Raw genomic sequence first — 26,670 nt, 5'->3', positions numbered from 1 at the left:
CCCGAACTCAGAAGTGAAACCTCTTAGCGCTGATGGTAGTGTGGGGTTACCCATGTGAGAGTAAGTCATCGCCAGCTCATTATTCTAAACACCCCCTTCAATACAAGGGGGTGTTTTTTTATATATATAAATTGAATTTGAAAATAATTAAACCCTTATAATTAAATAAGAAGCTCCATTCAGTTAATTTATGCTAAACAATAAATGCCTTAGTGATAAGGCTAATATCATAAAAACAACCCAACTAATTAGTTGAAAAGCTAAATAATAAACAATAATGAATGGTTCAAAAAATGAATGATTTACAATGAAATTTTTATTTACAAAGAGCATCAAAGTTGACTATTAAATAAAATGCCAATCCTAATTTGCAGATTGAGTATTAAAAATCAAGATTTCAGTCGAAAGGTTATATAAGAATTCATTCTTAGTAACTAAGAATAAATATAAAACTCTTAAAACTTGAATTTTCATGATTTTTTATGCCAATTGAATTATTAATCAATCTATTAAATGAATAGTCCACTAGAAAGTTGTATAGACAAAAATCCTAATTTATTGCATTTATATAAAATATGAATCTAGGTTCATTATTTTAAAAATACTCACAATTGGAGGTGAGATAAAAATGACAGCGCAGACAATGAATGTGAATGCTGTAATTGATAATGCAAAATTTAAACCCTTTCATTTATCAATCGTATTATGGTGTTTATTTATCGTAATTTTTGACGGTTATGATTTAGCAATTAATGGCGTAACGTTACCACTTCTTATGCAAGAGTGGGGTATGACTTCTGTCCAAGCTGGGTTATTAGCGAGCACAGCGCTAGCGGGAATGATGTTTGGTGCGATGCTTTTTGGTATGTTGGCAGATAAAATTGGTCGAAAAAAAGTTATTTTAATTTGTGTAACCTTGTTCAGTGGTTTTACTTTTTTAGGAGGATTCGCAAGTAATCCAACAGAATTTGGAATTTTAAGATTTATTGCTGGACTTGGTATAGGCGGTGTTTTGCCAAATTTAGTAACTTTAACTTCTGAATATGCACCACAAAAATTGAGAAGTACCTTAGTTACGATTATGTTTAGTGGCTATGCAGTTGGCGGAATTATGGCGGCTTTATTGGGTGTAAAATTTACACCTGAATTTGGTTGGCAGATTATGTTCTTTATCGCAGGAATTCCATTATTAGTATTACCGTTTATATGGAAGTATATGCCTGAATCACTAACATTTTTAGTGAAACAAAAAAATTATGAACCTGCCTCAGGAATTATTAATAAGATCAACGCAGATTTAAATGTTAATTCTACAACTCATTTGGTTCTAAACGAAATTAAACTACCTGATGCATCGGTTAAATCTCTTTTTACTGATAATAGAGCGACAACGACGTTGTTATTTTGGTGCTGCTTTTTTATGTGTCTTTTAATGACATACGCATTAGGAAGTTGGTTACCAAAGTTAATGATGGCTGCAGGTTATTCTTTAGGAAGTAGTTTAACGTTTTTACTTTCATTAAATATTGGCGCTGTCATCGGTACTATTGGTGGTGGAATTCTAGCAGACAAATTTCATCTCAAACCTGTAGTGATTTCGATGTTTGTAATTGGAGCTTTTGCTTTATTTGGATTAAGTTTCAATTCGCCGCCAATGGTTATTTATCTACTTGTGGCATTGGCTGGTGCAGCATCAATTGGTACAAGTATTTTAATATATAGCTATGTAGCGCAATCTTATCCAATTGCTGTACGTTCAACTGGGATTGGTTGGGCTTCAGCAGTAGGGCGTATAGGTGCAATTGTCGGCCCCATTGTCATTGGTATTCTTTTAGGAATGGAATTGCCGCACAAATGGAATTTCATTGCCGTTGCTATACCAGCAGTAATTGGTGCAATAGCCGTATTATGTATTAAAAGGACAAAAGTGATTGAAACAGTTCCTGAAAAAATAAAAATCGCATCTTCAATTACACAGTAGAATAAAAGCCTCATAAGAGGCTTTTTTTATAAATGTGATTTTAAAATTTTTTGATGCTCTTTAACCTGTTTGGCATAACGTTTACCTTGTTTTTTCATTTTTCGATTTGTGTTGTATCCAGTAGGTCCAACGTTGTAATAGGCCAGTGCTTTTTTCCAGCTACCAGCAGATTGATTATATTTTGATAGGATAAAAGTCCCACAATGTATATTAATATTTTCTTGAAAAAGGTCACCTGGACAAGATTGTTGCCAATATCTAGGGATAATTTGGGTAAGACCTACAGCACCTGCTGGTGATACTGCATAATTTCGATAACTCGATTCTTGTCGAATAAGAGCGGCCATTAACAGGGGGTCGACATCAAATTGTTGCGCACTTTGCACAATTAGTGGTGAAACCCTATTTGCGGTGTCTGGGTGTACAGAGTATGCCTTTTGAATACCTGTTGAAAGTTTTGCGGCGCGTTTTTGTACTGAACCACCACCTAAAGATGAGCAACCGACAAACACGATACACGATGATAGAACTAAACTATATTTAAGGAAAGTAAAGGATGGGGGAGGTGATTGTAAACGTTGTAAAAAAAGCAAAATAGTAACCGTACAAATTCAATTTGCAAAAATCATAAGTAAGCTGGTGATTGGGGTCAAGCCCTAGATAAATTGGAGTGTTGTAGTTTTGCAATATATTGATGAGTAAGATAAATAGATCAGAAAAACTTTAAAATTGATTCAATATTTTCTTATAATAATGCCATTATTAAATGCCTGAAATCATCATGACGCCAGCTTGTAAATTTCTAAAAAACAAAAAGATAGATTATTCTGTTCATGAATATGAGCATGATCCTAATGCTGAAAGTTTTGGTTTAGAAGCAGCTCAAAAATTGGGTTTATCTGTACATGAAGTTTTTAAGACACTTCTAGTGACAGATGATGTCAATTATTTTGTGACAATTTTACCAGTGGACCATCAACTTAATTTAAAAAAGGCGGCGAATGCTTTCAGTTGTAAAAAACTTAAAATGGCTGATCCGAAAGTGGCTGAGCGTCTGACCGGTTACTTAGTGGGTGGGATTAGTCCAATTGCTCAAAAAAAGCGACTTAATACAGTCATTCACCAATCGGCAAGTTCTCTTAAAAAGGTGTACGTGAGTGGTGGAAAACGAGGGCTAGATATCGGATTAGATCCTCAATCATTGGCCCAAGTATTAGATGCTCAATTTAAGGACATTGTGGATCACACTTAATGTTTGATCACTACATTTGACGTAGATTGGTTAGATATTCTTGAGCGATAAAAATTTCTTGATCATCAGGTGGGCATACCTTGTTCCATTGATGTTCTTGATCTAATTCCCAAGCACGTTGATTATCGTTCAGATAATTCAGTAGACCATCTTTAATAATCGTTTTCTTTAGTTTTTTATCTTCAATCGGAAAACAAGTTTCTACTCTTGAAAATAAATTACGTCCCATCCAGTCTGCACTTGAACAATATAATTTCTCATTGCCTTGATCTAGAAAATAGTAGACCCGTGTGTGTTCTAAAAAACGTCCTACAATGGATCTGACGCGGATATTTTCTGATAACTGTCGTACTTGAGGTCTTAATGAACAGATGGAACGAATGATCAGATCGATTTGAACACCTGCATTTGACGCTTGATAAAGTGCCGCGATTAATTTAGGTTCAGTTAAAGCGTTAACTTTGATAATAATATGCGCTTTATGACCAGACTTAGCATGGTGGATTTCATTGGCAATGAGTTTTAAAAGCTGTTCATGCAAGGTAAAAGGTGCATGGAACAGCTTTTTAGGCTTTGCCATTTTTCCCATACCTGTCAATTCTTGAAAGATTTTATGGACATCTTCACAAATGTCATCATCAGTGGTCAGAAGACCGTAATCGGTATACATTTTTGCATTACCAGCATGATAATTGCCAGTTCCCAAATGAACATAACGTTTCAGATGATCTGCTTCTCTACGAACAACCAGAATCATTTTAGCGTGAGTTTTATAGCCCACGATGCCATACACAACAACAGCTCCAGCTTCTTGTAGGAGGTTGGCGACCATGATATTGGATTCTTCATCAAATCTAGCACGTAATTCAATAATCGCAGTAACTTCTTTACCATTTCGTGCTGCTTCTGCTAAGACCTGAACGATCTCTGAATCTGGTCCGCTGCGATAAAGAGTTTGCTTAATTGCCAAGACATTAGGGTCTTTTGCAGCCTCTTTTAACAGGTTGATGACGGGTGAAAATGAGTCAAAAGGATGATGTAAAAGGACATCACGTTGTTTTAATACATCAAATATACTTTTTGATTGTCTCAATATCTTCGGTATCACGGGTTGATAGGGTTTAAACTTCAAATCTGGACAATCAAAATCTGAAAATAATCGAGTTAAATTTACAGGACCTTGAACACGATAGAGTTGTGAAGGTTCTAAAGAAAATTGTTCAAGTAGATATTGGTTAATCGTTTCTGGGCAATTGTGATCAATTTCAAGTCGAACTTCACGTCCAAATCTTCGCGAAGAAAGTTCATCTTTAAGAGCAACTGCCAGATCGTCTACATCGTCAGCTAAATTTAAGTCAGCATTGCGTGTAACACGGAATTGGTAGCATCCTGTCGCCTTCATTCCTGGAAATAAGTCATTGATATGTTGTTGCAGAATAGCCGACAACAGGATGTAATGTTGCTTACCTTCGCATAAGTCATCAGGAATTTTGACCGCCCTTGGCAAAGTTCTCGGTGCAGGTACGATCGCGAGCTCAATCTGACGACCAAAAGCATCTTTACCTTCAAGCGTGACAATAAAATTAAGGCTCTTATTGACTAAACGGGGAAAAGGATGGGCAGGGTCTAAACTGATGGGCGTGATTACTGGTTGAATAAATTTACTGAAGTAGTTTTGAATCCATTCAGTATATTTATCTAAAATTCCATGATATTGGATAAATTCGATACCATAAGATTTAAGTTGAGGAATGAGCTCGTTATTAAGTATCTGATATTGTTCTTGAACCGCATGATGCGTTGTTTTAGATATTTGTTCTAAAATAATTTCATTGGGAATAGCATCAGGCGCAGTAGTTATTTGATTTAATTCGATCTGTTTTAAAAGTCCAGCAACGCGTATTTCAAAAAACTCATCTAAATTCCGAGAAAAGATGATTAAAAAATTTAGTCGCTCTAATAAGGGGTGGTGAGGGTCTTTAGCTTGAGCTAAAACTCGTTTATGGAATTCTAATAATGAAAGTTCGCGATTAATGTAAGTGTCTGAATTGTGTTGAAAGTTTTCAAAAGAGTGCATAGTACCAATTATTGCTTTTTGAGCCGTCAGGAAAGACCTTGCAGCGATGGTACGTTTGATGTGTGACAGTAATATTACATTGATTGGTATATATTCGATAAATATATATAATTGGATTTATTTTATTTTAATCAAAAAAGCACACAATAAGTGTGCTTTTTTTAAATCAATTAGGGCTTAGAAATCGTAACGGAAACCTAAAGATAAACCTAAAGCATCCTCACCTTTGAAACCCTTCACATTATTTGTACGTGCTTGTTCCCACGGTGTAAGGCTTGAGTTTTTGTCATTAAGCACAGTTGCGACGTTACCGTAAACACGAACTGCTTTATCAAGACGATGTTCAAGTCCTAAAGCAATGAGTGTTGCGTTCGCATCTTTAGCATCTACATCACGGTGCATCACTTGACCACGGATATATGTTTTTGGTGCAAATTTATAATCAGCTGCAACACCAATGACTTGTGCATCAGGATTTTTTACGTCATTGTCATGAGTCATATATTGATATAAACCACCAATATTTAGCTCAGGTGTGATTTTATAAGCACCAGCTAAACGGAAGCCATCACGTTCGCCGCGAGTCGCATCTTCTTCATAGTGTTCATAAGCAGCTGCGAAATCAACAGGACCTTCTTTATAGGTCAATGCAAGATCGTAAGCTTTATTCTTTTTAGAGTCGCCTTTCTTTTGAATAACTTCACCAGTATCTTTATCTACAATTGTTTCCGTGAAGCCTGGAGAATTGCTTTCGTGCAATGAAAGTGCTGCTAATACATTGAACCCATTTCCGAATTTTGGTGATTTATATTCGATGGTATTTTCATTACGCTCATCAAAACGTAAGTCACCAGCACGTGTTACATTACGTAAATCACCTACTTGATCGCCGAAAAAGTTAACTGGACCACGTGCTATTTTAAAAGGGCTATCAAAACGACCGACACGAGTTTGACCGAAATTACCTTTTAAGCCAACAAATGTATCACGTGTTGCAAAATCAACACCTGAATTTTGTCCACCGCTAGCAAAGTTGATTTCTTGTTCAATTTGACCAAAAACAGTCATATCATTTTCTAGTTTCTGTTCAACTTTAAAGCCTAGACGAGATGAATTAGATGATAAACCCACTTCATTATAATCTTTACCATCATCAAGGTAATCTAATGAAACATGCGCACGACCATAAATTTTAACGTCGGCTGCCATTGCGATTGATGGTGTAATTAGTGTTGCCCCAACTGCTAATGCACAAAGTGTTTTTTTCATTTCTAGCTCCAGTAAAGACTGATTTATTGTCCTAATAATCATGATCAGTAGTTTTTTTGTAACTACTGTTCTCTATTGGTGCTAAGTATTCATTACAAATAAGTCAGTAATATTAAGAATTTATTTCATTATCATGAAAATGGATAGAAACAATTTATAGTAATCAAAAGGCATAAACCAAAAAAAAGGAGCCAAAGCTCCTTTTTTTATGAGGATCTGTTATAAAGCAGCTTTAATCTTCTCAGCCAAAGTCTTGATACGCTCTTGATCACCCATTTGTGCTGCGTGTTTACCCAGTTCATGAATTGAACTTGGAATAAGATGGAAGTGAACGTGAGGCACGGTTTGCCCAGCTGCAGCACCAGATAACTGCATCAACACTATACCTTTTGCATCTAGTGCTGTTTCAATCGCTTTTGCAATTTTTTGAACGATTTGAATCGTGTACGCTGCAGTGTTTGGATCTAAGTCGAGTAAAGTTACGGCAGGTGATTTAGGGATGACTAAAGTATGACCATCTGCCTGAGGCATAATGTCCATAAATGCAAGAACTTGCTCATCCTCATACACTTTAATTGCAGGAAGTTCACCACGTAGAATTCTTGCAAAAATATTTTGATCATCGTAAGCCATAACTATTCCCAGAATGTAATTAGATTGAATTATTTACAGTTCAATTCTTTCTGACGTTGCTTAATGGAGTCAAGCTTTTGTTGCTCTTTTTCTGAGAACTTAGGTTTAGTTGTATTGCAATTTTCATTGCCGAACTTTGCCTTAGTATCTGGATCTTTAAAACAGAAGCCTTTTGATGCATAGATGATGTTGTAATCATCTTTAAGTTTTTCACACTCTTTTGTAGTATCGGCAAAAGCATTAACCCCAGCTGAAACAGATACAGCAGTAATTAAACCTAATAAAAACTTATTCATGAGTATCCTCATTTAGAAATGGACATTTGATATTGTCACATTTCAATTATATGGGCTTTATATGTGAATTCAATGGCGAAAATTTATTCTAAGGTAATTTTGCTCCATGATTCGTACATTTTAACTGCTGTCGAAAAATCACTATTAGGTTCAGCTATTGCATTAGCAGCACCAATTAGACTTTGAGTAAGCGTAATGACAGGTGCGGATAATTTTGCTTGATGAATGAGGTCTACTGCGATACCAGTGTCTTTGCTCAGTAACGGTAAGGCAAAAGTATTTGGAAAACTTCGATTTAATACCCGTTGAGGCAATACATTTTCAGTCACACCACTTTTACCACTTGAAGCATTGATGCACTCTAATGCTTCATTTAAATCCACACCATGCGCTTTAAGTGCAGTAAAACCTTCAGCAGCGGCACATAAGTGGACAGCCAAGAGCATGTTGTTCACTGCTTTCACAGCAAAACCAGATCCTGAGTCTCCTACATGCTTAATCAGTTTACCCATGGCTTGCATCGCTGGTAATACAGCTTCAAAAGCAACTTTTTCACCACCTACCATGAAGGTTAAAGTCGCGTTTTCAGCACCAATAGTTTGTCCGCTAACAGGCGCATCTAGAAAAAATACACCTTTTGATTTTAAAAAAGCTTGTTGTGCTTTAGCTGCATCAGGCACGCCACTGGTGCAGTCTACCCAAATTGATCCAGGTTTAATGTCGACTTGATGAATGATCTCATTGACTTGCTGACTCGTTGGTAAGCAACTAAAAATGATATCAGCTTGGGTAGCTTCTTGAAGTGATACAGCTTGTGTTTGATATTCAGTTGCATGTTGTTTGGCTTTCTCGAAATTTCGATTCCATACCAAAACTGATTCATAGTGTTTGGGTAAATGAGCTGCCATATGGTAACCCATTGCGCCTAATCCAATAAATGCAACTGTCGTCATTTTCTTTACTCTATTAGTGTTGAACGCTCTGCTAACCAGTGAGCAAGTTCAGGCCAAAATTGATCGGCACTTTTTTGACTCGACATTAAACCTAAATGCCCACCAGGAATAAGAGTAAACGTGACATCACGACTATTTGTCAATTCAGTCAATGGTCTAACAGCATCAGCTGTGACCATTTGATCGCTTGAACCCGCGCCAATCATAAGAGAGCAGTCTATATTTTTTAATTCGATTTTCTTATCTTGAAGTTCGATATAACCATTTTTTAGCGGATTTCTTAACCAGACATTGAATAACATATCTTGGTTTACCCCAGCAGGATAATCAATCATATGATTGAGGAAATAACCTAAAGTGGCATGTTCATGCAAAAGTTTTTTATCATCAAGATTCAGTAATAATTGTTTATGGCCTTCATACCAACCTTTTGGATCTAAAATTTTAAATCCAATTGCATTTAAAATACCTGGGGAGTGAATGAGGCGCTTAGGAATACGACCGTTATAAACTTTATGTTTGAGTAGACGAGTTCTTTCAAGATAGCGATTCATCTTAGCATATAGCTTTCCGATACTACCTGAAGCAAAGCTATCAATTGGACTACCTAAAACGATTAGATTTTTTACATGGTTCGGCTGTCTGAGCGCTGTGTACAACAGAACAAATATTCCCGCCATACTCCAGCCATGTAAAGAAATTTGATCAGATTTAGCGTGTGTGCGTATTTGATCGATACAATTCGGGATTGCGTCATCAATAAAACCTAAAAAGTTGAGATCGCGATCTTTATAGCTAAAGTGTCCCCAATCCAATAAATACACATCAAAGCCTTGCTCTGTATAATATTTGATAAGAGAACGGTATGGATAAAGATCATAAATATCCATCTTGATCGCTAAAGGCGCGACAAAGACCAATGGCTCAACATATTTTTTATTTTCAGATGCGTAATATCGAATTTTACTCGATTTATGAGTACCTATCACTTCATACGGCGTTGCTTGAGATAAAACCAAAGATTTACCGTAAAAAATGCGTGTCCCTAAATTTTTTAACTTGCTTTGTTTAGAACGCCAGTTAGTTTTTAAATGTTCCATGAAGGTTGAAGATCTCATAAGCATGTGATTTGAACGAAGTCTAAGCGATATTTATATATTTTACCTTGACCTTAAATGCTTTGGGCGCTCAAAATGTTGGCAATTATTCACAAAGGCAGTTTTTAGGACTGATTTAGAGCAATGAGCCAGCAAGACGACATTGAATACCAACTTGATACATTAGCACTTCGTACAGGTCATACGCGCAGTTTTGAAGGTGAGCATGCTGAACCGATGTTTCTAACTTCTTCATTTGTATATGCAAATGCAGCAGAAGCAGCAGCTAAATTCTCTGGGAAAGAGCCCGGTAATATTTATTCTCGCTTTACAAACCCAACAGTCGCAATGTTTGAAAAAAGATTGGCTGCAATGGAAGGTGCTGAACGTGCAGTGGCAACAAGTACGGGTATGGCTGCGATCATGGCGGTGGCGATGTCATTCTTAAAGGCTGGTGATCATGTTGTATGTTCTCGAGCAGTATTTGGTTCAACCGTGGCCTTATTTGAAAAATACATTTCTAAGTTTGGTGTGACTGTCAATTTTGTTGATTTAACAGATTTAGATGCTTGGAAAGCTGCGATCAAACCAGAAACTAAACTACTATTTGTAGAATCTCCGTCAAATCCATTATCGGAAATTGCTGATATTCGTGCATTAGCAGATATCGCGCATGAAAATGATGCCTTACTCGCAATTGATAATAGTTTCTGTACGCCAGTGCTACAACAACCATTAAAATTGGGCGCGGATCTAGTTGTCTATTCAGCGACAAAATATTTAGATGGTCAAGGTCGTGCGTTGGGTGGTGCTGTCGTAGGTAGTCATCAATTACTTGAAGAAGTTTTTGGCTACGTTCGTACAACTGGGCCTTCTATGAGTCCGTTCAATGCTTGGGTTTTCCTAAAAGGTTTGGAAACGCTTCGTCTACGTATGAAGGCTCATTCTGAAAGTGCACAAAAGATTGCTGAGTGGCTTCATCAGCACGATAAAATCGAGAAAGTATTCTTTGCTGGCTTAGCGGATCATGTAGGTCATGATTTGGCTAAACAGCAACAAAAAGGTTTTGGTGGTATCGTTTCATTCGTGGTAAAAGGTGGGCGAGAAGCTGCTTGGAAAGTGATTGATCACACTCAATTTATTTCTATTACTGGAAATCTTGGGGATGCAAAATCAACGATTACTCATCCTGCAACGACTACTCATGGTAAATTGTCTGATGAAGCGAAGGCTGCAGCTGGCATTGCAGAAGGTTTAATTCGTCTTTCAGTAGGTTTGGAAGACGTTGATGATATTATTGCAGACATTCAACGTGGTCTTGATTTAGTCTAATTTAAATTTGTTCGGAGTATACAAATGAACATTAACATGCTTATGCAACAAGCACAGCGCATGCAAAAGGAAGTAGAGTCCAATATCAAGAAAGCGAAAGAAGAGCTTGCACAGAAAGAAGTGCATGCTGAAGCTGGTGGTGGTTTGGTAAAAGTGACAATGACTTGCCGTAATGTGGTAAAACGCATTGAAATCAATCCAGAATTACTTCAAGACGATCCAGATATGATTGAGGATTTGATTGCAGCTGCTATGAATGATGCTGCACGCCAAGCCGAAGCGATTTCAGAAGAAACAATGAAGTCTGCAAATAGTGGTATGGGATTACCTCCTGGCTTGTCAGGTTTATTTTAAGGATATTGCCGAGTGTTCAGCGAACGGTTTGACCAACTCGTCCAAGCACTGCGAATTTTACCAAGCGTTGGGCCTAAGTCGGCTCAGCGCATGGCGTTGCATTTGATCATGAAGAATAAGCAAGGTGCTTTGGCATTATCTGAAGCACTTAGCGATGCCGCTGATCATATCCATGAATGTTCTATTTGCCACTCATTGACTGAGAATGAGGTGTGTGACATTTGTCTGTCGCAAGACCGAGATGATACCTTGCTCTGTGTGGTTGAATCTCCTGCAGACGTGATGGCAATTGAGCAAAGTGGAAGTTTCAGAGGCAAATATCATGTATTGGGGGGGCATTTATCTCCTTTAGATGGTATAGGGCCTGAAGAGGTTGGCATACCTGCATTAGTTCAACGCTTAGCTGAAGGTCAGGTAGCAGAGGTTATTCTCGCTACCAATGCAACGGTTGAAGGACAGGCTACGGCACATTATTTGGTAGAAGCTACACGTCATTTGAATATCAAAATGACACGTATTGCTCAAGGTGTACCACAAGGGGGTGAGCTTGAGTATGTCGATAGTCACACCTTAAGCCAAGCAGTTCATAATCGTATGCAAATGAAATAAGCACAAATTGTGCTTATTTTTTTGATTAGAGAAATATCACTTTTCTGAATAGTTTTTTAGTCAAAAAAAATATTAAATTTTTCATGTTTTATAACTATTTACAGTGTATACATAGATTTGCTTGACGCTTTAATTGAAAATTTATATTTAAAATTGATAATTTAAGCTAAAATACATCTCGATACCAATCTAGCACATTGTTTTTTATGATGTTTCAATTTATCCAAGAGCAAAAAGAACTCGAGCATGTTTTGACACTAATGAGTCAACAAGATGTTTATGGTTTAGATACAGAATTTATCAAAGTTGATACACTATGGCCAAAATTGGGTGTCTTGCAAATCAATGTCGCAGATCAGGTGTTTTTATTAGACGGTACACGTCTAGATTTTTCGAGTTTCTGGCCTAAAGTTTTTGCTGCAAAGCAAAATATTTTCCATGCTTGTGGTGAAGATATTGATCTGATTTACCATTATTCAAAAGGCAATCATCTTAATAATGTATTTGATACTCAGGTGGCTTTGTCTTTTCTCGGACACGGATTACAGGTCAGTTATCAAAATGCGCTTAAAGAAATTTTAAATATAGAAATTGATAAAGATCAAACACGTTCAGATTGGCTTGCACGTCCTTTAACTGAAGAGCAAAAAGCATACGCAGCAAATGATGTCTTATATATTATGAATTTAGCCGATGAGCTAAAGAATGAGTTAAAGAAAAAAGGGCATTATCAGTATGTACTAGAGGACTGTAAGAGCCTCACGCTTGAGATTGCGACAGAAACGCCGAAAGAGAAACTATACGAAGATGTCGGAAATTATAGACACTCTCGAAAGCAGTTAATGCAGCTACAATTGCTCAGTGTTTGGCGTGAAGAAATGGTGAAGGCTTTAAATCAGCCTCGAAGTTTTATTCTGAAAAATGCCACTATGATTGATTTGGTGGAAAAAAATCCAAAAAATACATTTCAATTATCCCAAGTTAAAAATATTCGTCCGAATGTGGTTCGTGAGCACGGTAAAACGATTTTGGATATTATTGCGTTGCTGCCCCCAATGGAAGAATGGCCATTACGAATTGCTCGACCAATTAAACATTCATCTAAAGATATTACACATGATGTTGATAACATGATTGGTAATCTTGCAGAAGAGTTGGTGATCCCCAAAGAAGTGTTAATGCGAAAAAAATGGCTCGGGGCTTTATATCAGCATGTGGTTTTTCATGGCGATGAACAAGACTTACCTCAATATTTACTCGGTTGGCGTTATGATTTACTGACGAAGCCATTAATTGAGTTGCTTCATAAAGATGCACAATATTTGAGTATGCAAATGAAAGTCAATGAATGACTTCTCTCAAAATTTGATTAAAGAATTACCAGTCATCCTAAACTAGACTGATGCGTTAACAAACGCTAATGTTTCGCCGTTTTTTTTGATGTATGCTTTGATTTGAGTTTAAAAGGTGTTGTTTGAATCATGTGGTGTGAAATCTACAAATCTAGTAAGAAAGACGAAATGTATATTTACGTTGCGCGTCCTGAACAAGCGGAAAACCAAGAAGCTGTTGATCCGTTATCAGTATTATCTGATGCAATGAAAAATGCATTTGGCCGAGCGACATTTGTGATGTCACTGGAATTACATGCAGAACGCAAATTAGCGCGTGCAAATGTTTTACATGTGATGGATTCAATTCAGACGAAAGGATTCTTTTTACAATTGCCGCCTGAAGGATTGATCAATCCTAATGCGGTAGAGCCAGAGGGACTACGCGGTGCGTGATAATCAAGTTGGAGGATGGGATCAGTTTGTTTCAATGTTGGATTCAATTCCAGAATATAACATTGCAATTACCGTCTATATTCTCGGAACTTTGATTATTCTGTGGTGTTGGTACGGCATAGCGAAACGCCTACCTTCACCTTTAGGTGGAGTGACTTGGATTTTTGTGTTTGCTATTTTGGCAACACCAACGATTTCTGAAGGTCCTAATTCCGCCTTAGCACCTGCAACTTTTGGTTTGATCTTTGGGGTTTTAACAAAAGATTCACCGTTGATCTGGTCCAATTTCTCATTGATTGCCTTTGTTATTGCTTTAGGGTTATTGGTAGGTTATTTCTGGACTAAGTACGCTTCTAAACAAAAGAATCCGAGACACACATCGTCAGTGAAGACACCACCACTTTAATTATCCAAATAAAAAAATAAGGTTTCATTATGTCTGTTGATGCACATCAATTTACGGGTACAGATCAATATATCGCCACAGATGGTCTCAAGCTTGCTGTGAAGGCCGCTCGGGCGTTGCAAAAGCCTCTTTTAGTGAAGGGTGAGCCAGGTACAGGTAAAACATTATTGGCTGAACAAGTTGCTGAAAGTCTGGGTTTAAAACTGATTACTTGGCATATCAAATCAACGACGAAGGCCCAACAAGGTCTTTATGAATACGATGCCGTTTCGAGATTGCGCGATAGTCAATTGGGCGATGAGCGTGTTTATGATATTAAAAACTATATTAAACCAGGTAAATTGTGGGAAGCATTTACCTCCAAAGAACGTTGCGTTTTATTAATTGATGAAATTGATAAAGCAGATATCGAATTCCCAAATGATTTGCTTCATGAACTAGACAAAATGTCATTCTTTGTTTATGAAACTGGCGAAACAATTACTGCAACACAGCGTCCAATTGTGATCATCACTTCAAATAATGAAAAAGAACTTCCTGATGCTTTTTTACGCCGTTGTTTCTTTCATTATATTGAATTCCCAGATGAACAGACCATGCGTGAAATTATTGCAGTTCATTTTCCAAGAATTTCAACGACATTGGTCAGTGAGGCACTTCAGGTCTTCTTTAAGCTTCGCCAAATACCTGGTCTTAAGAAGCCACCTTCAACTTCTGAATTAATTGATTGGTTAAGCTTATTGATGGCTGATGATCTGCCTGAAGATATTTTAAGAAACCATGATAAGTCAAAAGCAATTCCACCGCTGTATGGTGCGCTCATCAAAAATGAGCAAGATGTGCAGCTACTTGAGCGCCTCGCATTTATGACTCGTCGATAGGTGATACTATGTTCGTAAGACTGTTTTACACCTTGCGAAAATACGGAATCCCCGTAACGACGCGCGAGCTGATTGATCTGAATCAAGCAATTAGTCTAGGTTTGGTTTTTGCAGATCAAGATGATTTTTATCAGCTTGTGAAGACAGTCATGGTCAAGGATGAGCGTTACTTCGATAAGTATGATCGTGCTATGAAGGATTATTTTCAGGGCATTCAAACCTTTGATGTAGATGATTTACTCAGTAAAGTTAATCAACTTCCTAAAGAATGGTTTGATTTAGAACTCCTTGAAAAACACTTAACGCCAGAGCAACGTGAAGCACTGCAAAGAGCAGGTTCTTTAGAAGAGCTCATGAAAATGCTGGAAGAGCGTTTGCGTGAGCAACATAAAAAACACCAAGGTGGTAATCGTATGATTGGCACTGGTGGCACTTCACCGTTTGGAGCTTTTGGTGATCACCCAGAGGGGGTGAGAATTGGAGGGCCGGGACGTAAAAAATCTGCGGTGAAAGTGTGGGAACAACGTAAATACCAAAATCTTGATGATGATCAAATTTTGGGAACACGTCATATGCAAATGGCGTTGCGTCGTCTGAGAAAATTTGCGCGTCAAGGTGCTGAAGAAGAGCTTGATATAGATCAAACGATTCGCGAAACGGCTAAGCAGGGAATTCTTGATGTACAGATGGTGCCAGAGCGTCGTAATCGAATTAAAGTTTTAATGTTGTTCGATGTAGGCGGTTCTATGGATGCCTATATTGCACAATGTGAAAAACTGTTTAGTGCAGCCAAAACAGAATTTAAGACTTTAGAATATTTCTATTTCCATAACTGTCTTTATGATTACGTGTGGAAAGACAATCATCGCCGTACTTCGACAAAAATGAATACCTTAGATTTATTTAATACCTATGGTAAAGATTATCGAGTGATCGTTGTTGGTGATGCAAGTATGGCGCCATACGAATTAAAATCTGCTGGTGGTTCTGTCGAATACATGAATGAAGAGTCGGGTGAAATTTGGTTGCGTCGTTTGCGCCAGCATTATGAAAAGACGGCTTGGTTGAATCCTGAAACTGAGAATTACTGGCATTACACTCAAACGATAGGAATGATCAAAGAAATATTTGAAGATCATATGTATCCAATGACTTTAAAAGGCATTGAAGATATGACTAAATTCCTCTCGCGCTAACTTTTTTAAATTATATTCATCTAAAGGATCTTGATATGAGCTATCAAATCAATGGTGTGGCATTGCCAAATGAAGAAGGTTTTTTTGGTGAATATGGTGGTCAATTCATTCCACCTCATTTAAAAGCAGCAATGGATGAAATCAATGTTGCTTATGAAGAAATTCGTAAAACACCTGAATTTCAAAATGAGCTTTCAGAGCTGTTTGCGCATTATGTAGGTCGTCCAAGTCCTTTATTTCATGCCAAACGACTTTCAGAACAATTGGGCGGTGCTCAAATTTATCTGAAGCGTGAAGATTTGAACCATACAGGTGCGCATAAAATTAACCATTGTTTGGGTGAAGCATTACTAGCCAAATACATGGGCAAGAAAAAAGTCATTGCTGAAACTGGGGCAGGTCAACATGGTGTCGCATTAGCCACCGCTTGTGCCTTGGTTGGTATCCCGTGTGAAATTCATATGGGTCAAGTTGATATTGAAAAAGAACATCCAAATGTCGTGAAAATGAAAATTTTGGGTGCGAATCTAATCTCAGTCACTCGTGGAACAGCAACATTAAAAGATGCTGTTGATAGTGCTTTCGAAGAGTATTTGAAAGACACTGATAGCTTTATTTATGCCATCGGATCAGTCGTTGGTCCACATCCATTTCCTAAAATGGTGCGTGATTTCCAAGCAATTATCGGTGATGAAATTAAAGTTCAATCACAAGAAAGATTTAACAAATATCCTGATTATATTGTTGCTTGTGTTGGCGGTGGCTCAAATGCAATGGGAGCATTCAGTGCATTCCTTAATGATGGTAGTGTGAAATTGATTGGTGTTGAACCAGCAGGACATGGTTTAAATACTGACCAACATTCGGCAACATTAACTTTGGGTAAACCAAGTCAACTTCATGGGATGGCGTGTTATGTGCTGGAAGATGAAAATGGCGAGCCATTACCTGTGCACTCGATTGCTTCTGGATTAGATTATCCTGGTGTGGGGCCTCAACATAGTTTCTTAAAAGATATTGGTCGTGTTGAGTACTCAACAGCAACTGATGAAGAATGTCTGAATGCATTCATGACTCTATCTCGAGTTGAAGGGATTGTGCCTGCATTAGAAAGTTCACATGCGGTTGCTTGGGCAATACGTGAAGCTCCACAACTGTCCAAAGATACCATTGTGGTAGTGAATTTATCAGGTCGAGGTGATAAAGACTCGGACTATGTGGCAGAAAAATTAGGTTTAAATTAACACATAAAAAAACCAGCTTAGGCTGGTTTTTTTAATTACATTTCTGGTGGTTCTTCATTCAAAGGCGTAAGAATATTTTCAAAGGAGGAAATTTCAATTGGAATGAGCGGCGTTTCGATTGAAAGATCTTGAACAGGTGTTTCAGTCGCTTGTTGAGCTTGTTGAGCTTGTTGAGCTTGTTGAGCTTGTTGAGCTTGAACCATGGTTTTCATTATTTCATCAGCTGGTGCACTTAGTTCGTGTGCTTTTTTGCTGTCATATTTGGTGGCAAGTTCTTTTAAAATTGCGTAAGACAAATAACTCGTAAATGCTGGATTCTCAGATTTAGCCTTGGATGGAAGTAAAGAAACGCAAGCGGCATGAAATAAACCATGTTGTACGTATGTTGCATTGAATGCAGGATCTTTAGCTCTATCAGGATCACCTAAATAACCAATCTTGAAGCCAATTTCAGATGCAGCACAGGCATTGGTCACTTCAGAAGAGGGATTGCGATAGTCAGCATTTTTTTTGAAATATAGCACTTCTGCGATCGACATCATTTCATCTTGAATTTCTTTGAGTCGGCCATCTAAGTTTGGGACTGCAAAATAATTTTTTAACTTAAATAGCGTTATAGTACCTTCGAGCCATTTTTGGGGTTGTTCTGTATAATTCAAATTTGTATAACAGGCAGAAGTTTGCAGGGCGGCTTCAACAAATTCTTTGTTTTTTCTTGGATTTTTCATATCTTGATCAGCCCCTAAATATCCCATTTTGTAGGCTTTTTCATAGGTATTACATGCCGGGGTGATGAGCGTCTTTTTTTGATATGTTTTTGCTTTTTTTAGCAGCTCTATTTGATTCTTTATCGTTGGTTCAAGTTCAGATGCATAAGTGGAAGCAGTTACAAATAAAGCGGTGTAACACAATAACTTTTTATACATCATTAGTCCTTAGGCAAAAAAATTCCATAATGTGATGACTTTACTAATGCTGTTTAAATAGTTCAATGACTCAATAAAAGAAAATCTTTGTAAAAGATGACTAATTTCAATCAATTGTCCAAAATTGAGATCATGATGGAGTTATCAAAAAAAGCCCCCGAGATGGGAGCTTATTTTTATCCTGAAATATACTGTTGAAGTTGTTCAATCAATACTTTTTGATCTTCCATCGCGGCTTTAACCAAGTCACCAATTGATACAATTCCGACGAGTCTATCGTCTTCTAATACTGGTAGATGGCGAATATGACGTTCTGTCATTAAATCTAAACACTCATCTACGGTGTTGCTTTTGCTTACAGATAAAACCGTACCAGTCATAATTTCTGAGACTGTAGTTAAGTCGGATGTACGTTGCATAAGTGCAATTTTACGCGTGTAATCCCGTTCAGATAAAATTCCAACAAGTCTTTCATCTTGTACGACAACAACGGCACCAATACCTTTTGTTGCCATTAATGTGATTGCTTCTAAAACCGTAGCATCAGGTGTGATGGTAGAGATTTCTGAATTGTTTTTATTTTGTAGGACTTGAGCTACTGTTGTCATAAAGGTTCCTCTTGTTGGTTATTCGTCCATGTATAAGTTAATAACTGAAATCTTAAATCTTTACAATTGTTTTAGTGGAATTTTCTGCTAAATAGATGGGCTCAAATGATTTTGAAAAAATAGCATCTGCATGTGTGGAATAGTGAGCTTAAAGTGGCGATCTCGATGATTGCACAGGGCAGGTGTGACTTTTAGTCGCGTTAGGGTTGGGAGTAGTGAATTTTTAAAATCATCAGACGTTATTTTTCGAGGCTGATAGTGCGGCCAGTGAATTTTTGCATAATGTAAAGCCTGGACTGAGTTGAGCCAGAAGGGGAATATGTATTCTTGATTGATTGATCGAATGGCCCAACCTTGATGTTCTGGATTGTACAGTCCCCACAGTACTCCACAATACATCATGGTTTTAAGGATATTAACTTTGAGTAAAAAATGCTTTGAATTTGGTGTCAACTGTACAAAGGTGTTCATGATCGTTCGATGATTCATTACCAATGATGATAAGTTCAGTCTAATGATTTTTTCTTAAAGTTTAGTTGCATTAATTTAAAGTTTGGTAAGCAAATATGTAAATAAAAGAGCTAAAAAAACGCCACTAATGTGACGTTTATTTATGCTTGCATTGTGGCCATGTTTTGCCAATACTGTGCTTTCAAAGAATCACGTTCTACACGGAAACCTTGAAGATAGAGTTCAGCTAGAAACATCGCTGCTTTACCGTGACCCGCACGTGCTGCATTCTCAAGTTCTGAAACTGCATCTGTAAAATTCATTTCAAATTGAATGGTATTTACAGCATTCGAATACATATGTTCGAGGTCTTGTTGAGAGAATTGTTTAATCATATAAAACTCCTTATTCTAATTATGATTAGTACTACAGTTATAAAGACCTAAATTAGGTCAAAATGGAATATAACAAAGTAATATTAAACTAATATTACAATTTGCGTTAATTGTCAAATAAATTTTCAAGATAAATCTTTTAAAAAATACTTACATGATTAAACTTTAATCATTTTATATTGGGTTTATGATAAAACTGTAAATAACTATAAAGGAGAATGACTTATGACTAATACCATTGATGGTTTCACATTTGGCAATCCACCAGAGCCATCCGATATTATTGCGCTTGCACATCATCATAAAAAACAACTTAATGAAGCAATTTTTCATCAAGAAATCCATTTAGGTCACTACTGTTTAGAGCAGCGTAAACGTGTGCATGATTACACGCAGACGCTTGATCCTGCAGCGAAAGCTGAATTTTATCGCTACTATGACGGCGAATTAAAACGTATCGCCGTCATTGACGAAGAACACCCTGATGATGCTGAAGGTGGTTTAAGTGTTTTCACTATTTTTATCGTACTCGCGGTGATCGCTGCTATCTTATATTTTGGTGTTGTACAGAATGTTGTCTCTTAAAGGTGAATAAGCGCCATTTTTTGCATAATGGTTCTTGTTTAAATCAACGTTAACACTATATTTTTAAAGCATCTCGGATTACACTTAAGCTAATCCGAGGTTGTACATGCTCCATTTAAAAAAAATTTCGTCTGATCTTTTCTCACAATTAAATATTGAGCAGATTCAAAATGCTTTCATCATAGGCATTGTACTTTTTATTCTTATTGTCTCTAGTATTGCACTGAATCGTCCAATTAATTCTGCCCACTTTGAACAAGTTCAAGCGCTCGCGGCTCAAAATCGTTTAGAGCGAACGCATGAAATGGCAACTTTGTTACTTGCAAAACCTAAGATTAAAAATATTGAATTTTATCGTTTGCTGAATGCTTATCATATCGAGAATGCTCATATAAAAATTTATCCAGCGATTGAAAAGTTGGATTAGTCTTCAATCTTATTCAGATTGAGCCCAAGATTTTGATTCAGTATTTCTTCGATCTCCTTGGCAGTGACACGTTCAGAGACAGCAATAACAGTCATTTGATCGGGGTGTAAATGTTTTTGTATTGCATTTTGAATATCTTGGCGAGTTAGTTTTCGAATCTGCTCCTGATACTCATTTAGATAATTGGAATTAAGTCCGTAAAAACCAATTGATGCGATTTGGGCATTAATATTTGCATTGCTATTTAAGGTCATCGGAAAAGACCGAAGAATACTTTCTTTATTTTCTTTAAGTAAAGAGTCAGTAATCGGCTGTTTTTTGAAGTCAATGAATACTTGATGTGCGAGCTTTAAGCTTTCGAGCAATTGGTCTTGTTGTGTCGCATATCCAAAACTAAAAACGCCAGGTACCTGTGGTGTAGTCAGCGTACTCGATGCGCTATAGGTGAGTCCTCGTTTAACTCGTAACTCTTTTGATAAGATTGAATTAAAACTCCCACCACCAAACATTCTGTTGGCAACTTCCAAAGCGGCACGATCTGGATGTGCTCGTTCTAAAGATGAATGACCCAATAATGCATGTGCTTGTAGACTTTCGCGTTTTAGTACTGAAATTTTAAAACCTGATTCACTTACGGGAGTTGGAAGGTCAGGCTGCCTTTGCCCTTGCGGTAAATTGATACTAATCAGTTCCGAGATCTGTTGAGCTTGATCTTGAGTGAGTTGTCCTGTGATTGCTATATTGGAATTTTGAGCGACAAGCAATCGATCCCTAAATTCTTTGAGTAATTCAGGCGTAATTTTTTTTAAACTACCGACTGTCCCAGCTGTTGGTTGAGCATATGGATGATCCCCATACAGCATACGGTACAGTTGTATTGACATTAGTCTGGATGGATTCTCTTGAAGTTGTTTTTGCCCAATTTGAGTATTACTGAGCGCGAGATTAATGCCTGATTGTTTAAAGGTGGCATGCTTGATTAAATGCAGTAGTAAGTTCAGTGCAGGGTCAAATTTTTCAGGATCATTTAACACTCTTAGTCGAACAACAAACATGTCACGAAAGGCGTTGAAAGAGTATTTGGCGCCTAATCCCTCAAATGTGGTGGTAATCTGTTTTGCACTGAGCTGATCTGTTCCTTCAAGCATAAGGCGAGCTGCCATATTGGATATACCGTAAAGTCCTTGACCAATGACTTCATCTCGTGCAGAACCAGCATTGAATGTAATTTGAATGTCGACCATTGGCAGATCATTCGTTTCGACAAATAAGGTTCGTACATTTAAAGAGTTTTTAAGTTCTTGAACAAAAGGCGCTTTATAATTTTGGGAAGATTTTGTGATCTCTTTTAAGCTTAACAAGTTTTTAATCGAGCTTAGACCACTGGGATCTTCTTCAATAATCTGTTCAATTGGTTCCGCTTCTATAAGTTCCTCCGCATGCGACAGTGAACTCAACATGGCACTAAACAACACACTCGTTAAAAATAGAGAAGACAAATAATTCATAAAACGCCTAGTTATTGTTTTTCTGTTCAGGATAAAGATGTAAAACGCTCAAATTGTCACGATTAAAATAAATATTGGCAATGCGTTGTAAATCATGCGGTGTGACTTTATCGAAGTAATCAGGGAGTTGATCAATCATGCGATAGTCTAGATCATTAATGCTGAGTAAACCAATGAGTCGAGCTTGCCCAATAATATCATCTTGGCTATACACTAAATTGGAAACGAAATTCGCCTTGACCCGATTGAGTTCTTTTTCATTCACTAATTCTGATTTGAATAAATCAAGTTCCTGCTGTATGCGTTTTTGCGCTTGCTCTAGACTGATACCTTCAGCTGGTATGGCAGAGATTAAAAATAGGCTATCCCCACGATTATATGGATCATAACTCACATTAATTGAGGTCAGAATTCGCTTATCTCGGATCAGTCTCTCTTGTAGGCGTGCTGAAATTCCGCCGTCCAATAGATTTTGAATAATGGTTAGAGCGTAGGCGTCTTGAGGATTTTTTGCTGTTTTAATGGAATTGACATTCCAAGACATAAATAAGTTGGGTACGTGTACAGCCTGATATTGCTCCATGAAGCGATATCCAATTCTTGAAAATTCAAGCACATCATTTCGTTCAGGAACTGATTTTTTGGGAATCTTATTAAAATATTTTTTGACATCTCGAATGGTTTGTTCAGGATCAACATCCCCAATAATGACTAAGGTTGCATTATTCGGTGCGTACCAAGTTTCGTACCATTGTTTTAAATCATTCAATTGAATGTTATTCAGATTTTTCATTAAGCCAATCACTGGTTGGCGATAGTGACTGGTCGGGTATGCAATCCATTTAAATCTTTCAAAAGCAAGGTTGCGAGGATTGTCCTCTGTTCGTTGCCGTCGTTCAGCCATTACGACTTTAATTTCGGGTTCGAAATCTTCTTGGCGCAGAACTAAATTTTGCATTCGATCTGCTTCTAACTCTAATGCCAGTGGAAGATATTTTTTAGGATAGAATTGATAGTAATTGGTGTAATTTGTGGATGTGAATGCATTGACACTACCACCATAAATTCGACTAAGGCGTGTAAATTCATCATTCGGTACTTTTTTAGTGCCTTTGAACATCATATGTTCTAGTACGTGTGAAATGCCGAGTAAATTCCCTGACTCGTCACTACTGCCGACGGCATACCAAATTTGGCTAATTACTACAGGTGCGCGGTGATCTTCTCTAATAATGACTCTTAAACCATTATCCAGTGTTGTTTCGACGGTGTTTCGAGAGAGTTGAGTAGTTTGCTGATTTGCAAATGCCATCATCGGTGCTGATGTAATCGCAGCAATGATGATTGTCTGTTTGAAAATGAGTTGCAGAGAGAATTTGAGCCGGCTGAGAGACACAATTAATCCGAATAATGACTTTAAAATTATTCTTGATGATGTCGTATATTTATTCAAGATTGAACTGTTGCAATTTGGTTGATCGTTTTAAAAGTAATTGCAGATCGTGAATTTAAATCAATCTATGCTAAACTCCATTCTTTTAATCGCAATGCTTTTCAAGGAATCGGCATGCAAGAACAGCAAAATAAATTCTTGATTGATGCGGATATTGGTGATGACGATGTCACCTTACCGAGCCTCCCGGCCGTTAATGTGCCTATTATCGAAAACAATGAAGTAGAAAAGCTGGAAACGGTGCCGGCCGTTGAAGAAACAAAACCGAAAGGTGGTTTCTTCAGTCGTATGAAAGAAGGCTTATCAAAATCTCGTAAAAATTTAGCTGATGGAATGATGAATATTCTAGTCGGTGGTAAAGAGATTGATGATGAGCTGCTCGAAGAAGTTGAAGAACAATTATTGGTCGCAGATATTGGGGTAGAGGCGACTAAAACAATTATTGCCAATTTGACTGAAAGAACTGCGCGTGGCGATTTGATCTACTCTCATTCTCTCTATAAAGCTCTTCAAGAAGAATTAGTTGCTTTATTAGCACCACGTGTTAAACCGTTACATATCGATCCGAATAAAAATCCCTATGTGATTTTGGTTGTGGGTGTAAATGGTGTAGGTAAGACAACCACGATTGGTAAACTCGCAAAACGATTGCAAGGTGAAGGTAAAAAAGTCATGCTCGCGGCAGGCGATACTTTCCGTGCTGCGGCGACTGAACAGCTACAAATTTGGGGTGAACGTAACGATATTCATGTCGTTGCACAAGGTCATGGTGCAGACAGTGCTTCTGTAATTTTTGATGCTTTTGAAAGTGCACGAGCGAAAGGGATCGATGTATTGATTGCAGATACCGCAGGGCGTTTGCATAACAAAGGTCACTTGATGGAAGAGCTCAAAAAAGTAAAACGTGTTATGCAGAAAATTGATGCGACTGCACCGCACGAAGTGATGCTTGTTGTGGATGCTGGCACAGGGCAGAACGCGATTAACCAAGTTGAAATGTTTGATGAAGCTGTAGGTTTAACGGGTCTTACTATTACCAAATTGGATGGTACTGCAAAGGGCGGTGTGCTATTTAACATTGCGAGCCGTACACATGTGCCAATCCGATTTATTGGTGTAGGTGAAAAGATTGATGATTTGAGACCGTTCTCAGCAAAATCATTTGTCGCTGCATTATTCGATAACGAAAAATAATTATTCTTGGGTTAATTTAAAAAGCTCCTTATACGGAGCTTTTTTTATAAATAATTAAAATTCATAAGGTTAATCAAATATGAGAAAGCCGAATCTTTAGACTCAATACATTAAATACGCAATTTGTTCCAAAAATAGAACACTTTGTTATGAAGATAAGGCTGAAAAGGTTTCGTAATATGAATAAGATAGCATCATCGTTAGCACACAATGAATGTTAAAAATAAGGAATAAGTTATGTCTTTTCTAAATCAAATTAAAAACCGCCGTACCATCTATGCGATTGGTAAGAATGTTTCTTTAGACAATACTCAGATTGAAGAAACCATTAAAGAAGCGGTACGTCAAAGTCCATCGTCATTTAACTCACAGACATCACGTGTTGTGACACTTTTTGGTGAGTCACATGACAAATTTTGGAATATCGTTTTAGAAACTTTACGTAAAATTGTTCCTGCAGAAGCATTTGAGGGAACTCAAAATAAGATCAATAGCTTTAAAGCGGGTCATGCAACTGTATTGTTTTATGAAGATCAAGATACGGTGAAAGGTTTACAAGAGCAATTCCCACTTTACGCTGAGAATTTCCCAATATGGTCTGAACATTCAACAGCTATTGCTCAATTTGCAGTGTGGACAGCATTGTCAGAAAAAAATATTGGAGCATCATTACAACATTACAATCCAATTGTGGATGAAGAAGTGGCTTCAACATTTGAAATTCCAGCTTCTTGGAAACTTCGTGCTCAGCTTGTGCTCGGTTCAATCGAAGCGCCTGCAGGAGATAAAACGTTTATTGATGACGAAATTCGTTTTAAAACTTTTAATTAATCCAAATCATATCAAGGCACTTCGGTGCCTTTTTTATGACGAGTTCTGTCATTAAATTGTCATCGCTTGGTAGCATAGTAGTCATATCTAACAATCTAATATTGAGTTATTTATGAAATTAAAAATTGCGTCTGCATTGATATTTACGGGTTTGAGCAGTCAAATTTTTGCAGCGGCGACCTTGGTGGTTCCAGAGGAACTGGTCGTAATTTCAGTGAATAATCAAGAGGTTAAATCAGGACTATTTAAATCAAAAAAACAATACCAAATTGATGCGAATCAACCTTTGGTGAATGTTCGATATAATCAATATTTTGAACTACCTTTAAATAATCATGAGATCGTAAAGTCGGATATTCTTACTTTGAAATTGCCAACCCTAGAGGATAATAAGTCATACAAATTGGATTTAATTCATCCACCACGAGATTTGGACCAAGCAAAAACATTCGCCAAAAATCCTCAATTGGCAATTTATAATCAAAATAATCAACTCATTTCAAATAATCTGATTGTTCAAATGACCTCGCAAAGTTTGCTAGGCGGTACGATCAATCAGATATTGCATAATGATCCACAAGTTAGCCTAATGACCAAGTCAAGTTCACCATCAATAAATACTCAAACAGTGGAACAAGCTGACATTAAAAATACAAATTCAAATACTCATGATGGTCAGACGTTGATTGAAGCATGGAAAAATTCTTCAAAGCAGGAACGTCAAAAATTTATGACTTGGCTTGCAACGCAATAAAACATTTAATATTTCATAAACAGATATAAAAAAGCCCTCATAGAGGTAATGCCAGTCAGTTAAGCAAATATTAGAAAAATGTAGTAAAAATGAGTGTATGTAAATACGCTCATTTTTTTATGTCTTTATCTGAACATTTAGAATCCACTCTTGAACATGCTCTCCCATCACT

The 26,670-nt window shown here is 37.2% G+C and carries 29 protein-coding genes; 16 read left to right on the top strand and 13 right to left on the bottom strand.

What is annotated here, in order from left to right; genetic code table 11:
• Positions 1-628: 628 nt before the first annotated feature.
• Positions 629-1,981: an MFS transporter gene (locus FTV32_RS13755; protein WP_180028955.1), complete on the top strand. Its 1,353-nt coding sequence runs from the start codon at positions 629-631 to the stop codon at positions 1,979-1,981.
• A 26-nt stretch (positions 1,982-2,007) separates the two neighbouring features.
• Here the strand turns inward: FTV32_RS13755 and FTV32_RS13750 are convergent, their stop codons facing one another.
• The gene (locus tag FTV32_RS13750) at positions 2,008-2,493 is read right to left on the bottom strand and encodes a lytic transglycosylase domain-containing protein (RefSeq protein ID WP_373683363.1); all 486 of its coding nucleotides are present in this window, start codon (positions 2,491-2,493) and stop codon (positions 2,008-2,010) included.
• A gap of 269 nt (positions 2,494-2,762) precedes the next feature.
• Between FTV32_RS13750 and ybaK the strand changes: the two genes are divergently transcribed.
• Entirely contained in the window at positions 2,763-3,233 is a 471-nt protein-coding gene (ybaK, locus tag FTV32_RS13745; protein ID WP_180028959.1) for a Cys-tRNA(Pro) deacylase, read from the top strand.
• A 10-nt stretch (positions 3,234-3,243) separates the two neighbouring features.
• On the opposite strand, the gene ppk1 is transcribed toward ybaK, so the two are convergent.
• The 6 genes from ppk1 to FTV32_RS13715 all read right to left on the bottom strand — a co-directional run bounded on the left by ppk1 (position 3,244) and on the right by FTV32_RS13715 (position 9,561).
• Positions 3,244-5,310 (bottom strand): polyphosphate kinase 1, encoded by a 2,067-nt coding sequence (gene ppk1 / locus FTV32_RS13740; protein WP_180028953.1) that lies wholly within the window; start codon positions 5,308-5,310, stop codon positions 3,244-3,246.
• A gap of 177 nt (positions 5,311-5,487) precedes the next feature.
• Positions 5,488-6,579: a porin gene (locus FTV32_RS13735; RefSeq protein ID WP_180028952.1), complete on the bottom strand. Its 1,092-nt coding sequence runs from the start codon at positions 6,577-6,579 to the stop codon at positions 5,488-5,490.
• A gap of 219 nt (positions 6,580-6,798) precedes the next feature.
• Complete coding sequence (locus tag FTV32_RS13730) at positions 6,799-7,212, bottom strand: HIT family protein (RefSeq protein WP_180028951.1); 414 nt, start codon at positions 7,210-7,212, stop codon at positions 6,799-6,801.
• Between the two features lie 29 nt (positions 7,213-7,241).
• Positions 7,242-7,508 (bottom strand): YARHG domain-containing protein, encoded by a 267-nt coding sequence (locus FTV32_RS13725; RefSeq protein WP_035266544.1) that lies wholly within the window; start codon positions 7,506-7,508, stop codon positions 7,242-7,244.
• A gap of 83 nt (positions 7,509-7,591) precedes the next feature.
• Positions 7,592-8,461, bottom strand: a complete 870-nt coding sequence (locus FTV32_RS13720; RefSeq protein ID WP_180028950.1) for an NAD(P)-dependent oxidoreductase — start codon at positions 8,459-8,461, stop codon at positions 7,592-7,594.
• A 5-nt stretch (positions 8,462-8,466) separates the two neighbouring features.
• Positions 8,467-9,561, bottom strand: a complete 1,095-nt coding sequence (locus FTV32_RS13715) for an alpha/beta fold hydrolase (protein WP_180028949.1) — start codon at positions 9,559-9,561, stop codon at positions 8,467-8,469.
• A gap of 141 nt (positions 9,562-9,702) precedes the next feature.
• On the opposite strand from FTV32_RS13715, the gene FTV32_RS13710 reads away from it, so the two are divergent.
• The 9 genes from FTV32_RS13710 (at position 9,703) to trpB (ending at position 17,367) form a co-directional block, all read left to right on the top strand.
• Entirely contained in the window at positions 9,703-10,890 is a 1,188-nt protein-coding gene (locus FTV32_RS13710; protein ID WP_092768449.1) for an O-succinylhomoserine sulfhydrylase, read from the top strand.
• A 24-nt stretch (positions 10,891-10,914) separates the two neighbouring features.
• Positions 10,915-11,244: a YbaB/EbfC family nucleoid-associated protein gene (locus FTV32_RS13705; RefSeq protein WP_035266548.1), complete on the top strand. Its 330-nt coding sequence runs from the start codon at positions 10,915-10,917 to the stop codon at positions 11,242-11,244.
• A 12-nt stretch (positions 11,245-11,256) separates the two neighbouring features.
• Positions 11,257-11,853 carry a recombination mediator RecR gene (gene recR, locus FTV32_RS13700; RefSeq protein WP_092768447.1) on the top strand — a complete coding sequence of 199 codons (597 nt, stop codon included), beginning with the start codon at positions 11,257-11,259 and terminating at the stop codon, positions 11,851-11,853.
• 209 nt (positions 11,854-12,062) lie between these two features.
• A complete protein-coding gene (locus tag FTV32_RS13695; protein ID WP_180028958.1) occupies positions 12,063-13,205 on the top strand; it encodes an HRDC domain-containing protein in 1,143 nt (380 codons plus the stop codon).
• Between the two features lie 129 nt (positions 13,206-13,334).
• The gene (locus FTV32_RS13690) at positions 13,335-13,640 is read left to right on the top strand and encodes a YcgL domain-containing protein (RefSeq protein ID WP_035266558.1); all 306 of its coding nucleotides are present in this window, start codon (positions 13,335-13,337) and stop codon (positions 13,638-13,640) included.
• 34 nt (positions 13,641-13,674) lie between these two features.
• Positions 13,675-14,046 carry a hypothetical protein gene (locus FTV32_RS13685; RefSeq protein WP_180028957.1) on the top strand — a complete coding sequence of 124 codons (372 nt, stop codon included), beginning with the start codon at positions 13,675-13,677 and terminating at the stop codon, positions 14,044-14,046.
• Between the two features lie 29 nt (positions 14,047-14,075).
• On the top strand, positions 14,076-14,927 hold the full coding sequence (locus tag FTV32_RS13680) for a MoxR family ATPase (RefSeq protein ID WP_180028948.1): 852 nt from the start codon (positions 14,076-14,078) through the stop codon (positions 14,925-14,927).
• Between the two features lie 8 nt (positions 14,928-14,935).
• Complete coding sequence (locus FTV32_RS13675; protein ID WP_092768443.1) at positions 14,936-16,123, top strand: VWA domain-containing protein; 1,188 nt, start codon at positions 14,936-14,938, stop codon at positions 16,121-16,123.
• A gap of 35 nt (positions 16,124-16,158) precedes the next feature.
• Entirely contained in the window at positions 16,159-17,367 is a 1,209-nt protein-coding gene (gene trpB / locus FTV32_RS13670) for a tryptophan synthase subunit beta (RefSeq protein WP_180028947.1), read from the top strand.
• A gap of 35 nt (positions 17,368-17,402) precedes the next feature.
• On the opposite strand, the gene FTV32_RS13665 is transcribed toward trpB, so the two are convergent.
• The 4 genes from FTV32_RS13665 to FTV32_RS13650 form a co-directional block, all read right to left on the bottom strand.
• Positions 17,403-18,293 (bottom strand): hypothetical protein, encoded by an 891-nt coding sequence (locus FTV32_RS13665; protein WP_180028946.1) that lies wholly within the window; start codon positions 18,291-18,293, stop codon positions 17,403-17,405.
• 176 nt (positions 18,294-18,469) lie between these two features.
• Positions 18,470-18,901 carry a CBS domain-containing protein gene (locus tag FTV32_RS13660; RefSeq protein ID WP_035266567.1) on the bottom strand — a complete coding sequence of 144 codons (432 nt, stop codon included), beginning with the start codon at positions 18,899-18,901 and terminating at the stop codon, positions 18,470-18,472.
• Positions 18,902-18,988: 87 nt separating this feature from the next.
• Positions 18,989-19,372, bottom strand: coding sequence for a DUF2750 domain-containing protein (locus FTV32_RS13655; RefSeq protein ID WP_092768437.1), 384 nt, complete (start codon positions 19,370-19,372; stop codon positions 18,989-18,991).
• Between the two features lie 140 nt (positions 19,373-19,512).
• Positions 19,513-19,746, bottom strand: coding sequence for a hypothetical protein (locus tag FTV32_RS13650; RefSeq protein WP_035266572.1), 234 nt, complete (start codon positions 19,744-19,746; stop codon positions 19,513-19,515).
• A 225-nt stretch (positions 19,747-19,971) separates the two neighbouring features.
• Here FTV32_RS13650 and FTV32_RS13645 point away from each other — a divergent pair, with 225 nt between their 5' ends.
• A complete protein-coding gene (locus tag FTV32_RS13645) occupies positions 19,972-20,331 on the top strand; it encodes a hypothetical protein (protein ID WP_180028945.1) in 360 nt (119 codons plus the stop codon).
• A gap of 106 nt (positions 20,332-20,437) precedes the next feature.
• Complete coding sequence (locus FTV32_RS13640) at positions 20,438-20,758, top strand: hypothetical protein (RefSeq protein WP_180028944.1); 321 nt, start codon at positions 20,438-20,440, stop codon at positions 20,756-20,758.
• On the opposite strand, the gene FTV32_RS13635 is transcribed toward FTV32_RS13640, so the two are convergent.
• Entirely contained in the window at positions 20,755-22,266 is a 1,512-nt protein-coding gene (locus FTV32_RS13635; protein ID WP_180028943.1) for a pitrilysin family protein, read from the bottom strand. The genes FTV32_RS13640 and FTV32_RS13635 overlap by 4 nt on opposite strands.
• A gap of 7 nt (positions 22,267-22,273) precedes the next feature.
• Complete coding sequence (locus tag FTV32_RS13630) at positions 22,274-23,581, bottom strand: pitrilysin family protein (protein WP_180028956.1); 1,308 nt, start codon at positions 23,579-23,581, stop codon at positions 22,274-22,276.
• Between the two features lie 252 nt (positions 23,582-23,833).
• Between FTV32_RS13630 and ftsY the strand changes: the two genes are divergently transcribed.
• The 3 genes from ftsY to FTV32_RS13615 all read left to right on the top strand — a co-directional run bounded on the left by ftsY (position 23,834) and on the right by FTV32_RS13615 (position 26,498).
• On the top strand, positions 23,834-24,913 hold the full coding sequence (gene ftsY, locus FTV32_RS13625) for a signal recognition particle-docking protein FtsY (RefSeq protein WP_035266635.1): 1,080 nt from the start codon (positions 23,834-23,836) through the stop codon (positions 24,911-24,913).
• A 237-nt stretch (positions 24,914-25,150) separates the two neighbouring features.
• Positions 25,151-25,744: a nitroreductase family protein gene (locus FTV32_RS13620; protein WP_035266583.1), complete on the top strand. Its 594-nt coding sequence runs from the start codon at positions 25,151-25,153 to the stop codon at positions 25,742-25,744.
• Positions 25,745-25,856: 112 nt separating this feature from the next.
• Positions 25,857-26,498: a DUF2057 family protein gene (locus FTV32_RS13615; protein WP_180028942.1), complete on the top strand. Its 642-nt coding sequence runs from the start codon at positions 25,857-25,859 to the stop codon at positions 26,496-26,498.
• Positions 26,499-26,670 lie beyond the last annotated feature (172 nt).

The sequence above is a fragment of the Acinetobacter sp. YH16032 genome, assembly GCF_013417345.1.
GTDB lineage: Bacteria > Pseudomonadota > Gammaproteobacteria > Pseudomonadales > Moraxellaceae > Acinetobacter.
This window is presented reverse-complemented; position numbering and strand designations above follow the sequence as displayed.